Origin of the sequence: Streptomyces sp. NPDC004126, from assembly GCF_050275515.1 — a bacterium.
GTDB lineage: Bacteria > Actinomycetota > Actinomycetes > Streptomycetales > Streptomycetaceae > Streptomyces.
Window position 1 is genome coordinate 1 of sequence record NZ_JBNNPF010000126.1, and the last position, 2,719, is coordinate 2,719.

Below are 2,719 nucleotides of genomic sequence, written 5' to 3' on the forward strand. Positions count from 1 at the left end.
AGATCGCTACGCGCTCCTCCCGTCTCAGCGCCCGACGACCGCCTGGGGCTGATACCTGCACCAGAGGACGAAAAGAGCAGCCCAGGAAGCCGACAGGCGCGTCAGATCGCTACGCGCTCCTCTAATTTCGGCGACCGACGGCCATCCTGGGCTGGTACCCGCACCAAAAGACGACCAGAGCAGCGCGGGAAGCGGACGGGCGCGTCAGATCGCTACGCGCTCCTCGGTTCTCAGCGGCTGACGGCCGTCCAGGGCCACTATCCTCTCAGGGGCTGAGGAGGCAGCTGGTGAATCCGTCCCGGACGAGGGACTCGTACGCGGCCTGGACGTCCTGCGGTACGTCCTGGGCGATGGCGAAGCCCTGCCCCGGGTACTCGATCACGCGTTGCAGATCGCCAACGACCATGCTGATCACGGATTCCTCGTCACCCATGCCCTTGAGGTAAGCATCGAAGGACAGCGGGTCGGAAGCACAGACCACTTCGATGTCAGGCCACTGCTCGCGGCAAGTGGCGAAGGCGCGTCGCTCCATATACGGCATGCTGATCAGCAGCACGGAGCGGGGCCGGACGCCGGCGGCGGTCAGCACCTCGCGCGCGAACGCGATGTTCTGCCCGGTGTTGGCGGCCTTCGGCTCCAGCAGCATCGCGTGGGCGGGTAGGCCGAGGGCCAGTGCGTGCTCGTGGAAGTGCACGGCTTCGCCACGCGGGAACACGTCGACGGTGGCTGCGCTGTTGCCGCCCGTGAACACCAGGGTGGGGAAGAGGCCGGCTTTGTACAGGTCGGCGGCGTAGGTGCTGACGCCGAGGTCGTTGCAGCCCAGAGCGATGGCCGCATCGCACGGGCGGAGTTCGTGACGCATGTGGTGGTAGTCCCAGATCAGCTGGGCTGCCTGCCGCTGGTCCTCCGTGACTTCCTGCGATCGTCCGTCTGCCACTACCTGCTCCCTGGTCGGTGGTGTAGGGGTTTGAAGGCTCCCTCGCACGTCCGTCTGATGGCCTCGATGCTGCGTAGTTGATGTCCGAGGTCGGATTGTGCGGCGATCTGCGCGGCTTCGTCGAGAAGGCGGAGCCCCTCGTCACGGGTGGCGGGATCAGTGCGGAAGATGTGGGCTTGAGCGGTGGTGAGCTGCACCCGTTGCATCGGGGACCGCGCTGTGCCCGTCGTGCAGGCGATGTCCAGGAACCGGAGTGCGGCGGTGAGGTCTCCGGCGTCACGGCGGGCGAGGGCGAGTTTCTGGTGTGCCACCGACCAGTCTTCGGGTTCGGCGAGGTCCTCGAAATCACGAGTCGCGGCTGTCATGACACGCGTCGCGTAGTCGTGCTCGCCGTCCTTGCTCAGCGCGGTTCCCACCCACAAGCGGGCACTCGCGCGGTCGCGGGCAGAAAGACGGTCGTCGACAGCCAGGCTTTCGTAGGCGCGAGCAGCGGTCTCCAGCTTGCCGGACATCTCCATGACGACCGCGTGGGACAGGTCTAGCTGGGCCACACGGCGGGGGATCCCGAGGTGCATGAAGACGGCGCGCGCACCGGCATAGGAGTGCTGGGCGGACAGCAGCCCGACGGGAGTTCCCCGATATCGCTTGAGGTCGCCGAACAAAGCGGTCGAGCGGGCGAACAGGTACAGGCCCTTCTCATCCAGCTCAGCGCTCTTGAAACGGCTCTGCCACCGGCTGAGCAGGCATTCGGCGAACGTGAAATCCTGCTGGGACAGGGCCACCACGACCCGGTCCAGGTCATCGGCCCATGATTCGTACTCCCAGGCCGGCGGAGCTGCGGGCGTCGCCCACCGGCCTGTCCTGGAGCCTCCGGCCTCGGACAGGAAAGTCTCGAACCGCAGGTGGGCGGCAGCGTCCGCACGGGCCAAAGCGGTGTCGAGGATCGCTTGGGTGTCCGGGCGGGGCTCGGTCGACGCCCGGAGCTTCTCCCATTTGGAGACGGTCCGCACTCCGACGCCAAGGTGATCGGCAAATGCGCGGACGCTCAGCCGCAGCGCGAGCCGGAGTGCCCTGGCCTCCAGCCCGGTCCAGTGGTGCACGGTCGCCACACGCCGCCCCCTTCTCACCGTCATCGAACCACGTCAGGCCGCCGAGGGGGACGCAAGTACAGCGGAAGTGCAACAAACGGTCATTCCCACGTGGTTGGAGCAAGTCCAGGCTGATGGGTGACACCACTGGCCTCTGGAGGAGTCGACCCGTGACCGACCGCATCACGCACAGCTGCGTCTGCGAGGTACTCATGACCGCGCACGCGCCCGCCGAGAGGGTGGCAGCCACGCTCGCACCCAGCACCGACCTCCTCGACCGGGCGCTTGCCGGCTGGGAGCGCTTCCTCAGCACCTTCGAGGCGGCGTCCGATGAGTGAGTGCTACGAATACGTCCCCCACCGCCTCCTGCGCCGTCGAGTCCGCGACATCGCCTCCGGCACCGAAGGCGAGCTGATGGCGGTAATCAACGAGAACGTCTCCGACACCGGCATCGAACGCTGGATGGAGCTCGCCTACATCCGGGGCGCCTCCGGCCGCGAATTCACCACCGCCGTCGCCAACGTCGAACCCGCCTACGACCAGCCCCAGACGGCCGCCGGCCGCTGAGACCAGAGAAGCGCGTAGCGATCAGACGCGCCTCTCGGCCCCCTGAACTGCTCTTTTCGTCCTCTGGTGCCGGCATCAGCCCCAGACGGTCGTCGGACGCTGAGACGGGAGGAGCGCGTAGCGATCC

4 protein-coding genes are annotated in these 2,719 nt (G+C 67.2%); 2 read left to right on the forward strand and 2 right to left on the reverse strand.

What is annotated here, in order from left to right; genetic code table 11:
- Positions 1 to 265: 265 nt before the first annotated feature.
- Both ACQKM2_RS40775 and ACQKM2_RS40780 read right to left on the reverse strand, forming a co-directional pair.
- Positions 266 to 937 carry a YdcF family protein gene (locus tag ACQKM2_RS40775; RefSeq protein WP_427719250.1) on the reverse strand — a complete coding sequence of 224 codons (672 nt, stop codon included), beginning with the start codon at positions 935 to 937 and terminating at the stop codon, positions 266 to 268.
- Positions 937 to 2,046, reverse strand: a complete 1,110-nt coding sequence (locus ACQKM2_RS40780; RefSeq protein WP_427719253.1) for a hypothetical protein — start codon at positions 2,044 to 2,046, stop codon at positions 937 to 939. The genes ACQKM2_RS40775 and ACQKM2_RS40780 overlap by 1 nt, the downstream gene beginning before the upstream one ends.
- Before the next feature lie 149 nt (positions 2,047 to 2,195).
- On the opposite strand from ACQKM2_RS40780, the gene ACQKM2_RS40785 reads away from it, so the two are divergent.
- Positions 2,196 to 2,363, forward strand: coding sequence for a hypothetical protein (locus ACQKM2_RS40785; RefSeq protein ID WP_427719255.1), 168 nt, complete (start codon positions 2,196 to 2,198; stop codon positions 2,361 to 2,363).
- On the forward strand, positions 2,356 to 2,592 hold the full coding sequence (locus tag ACQKM2_RS40790) for a hypothetical protein (protein WP_427719258.1): 237 nt from the start codon (positions 2,356 to 2,358) through the stop codon (positions 2,590 to 2,592). The genes ACQKM2_RS40785 and ACQKM2_RS40790 overlap by 8 nt, the downstream gene beginning before the upstream one ends.
- The last annotated feature ends 127 nt before the right edge of the window (positions 2,593 to 2,719 follow it).

Bases quoted from the DNA above. Each gene is read 5' to 3' on its own strand.
- ACQKM2_RS40790 (WP_427719258.1), top strand. From the start codon at position 2,356: ATGAGTGAGTGCTACGAATACGTCCCCCACCGCCTCCTGCGCCGTCGA.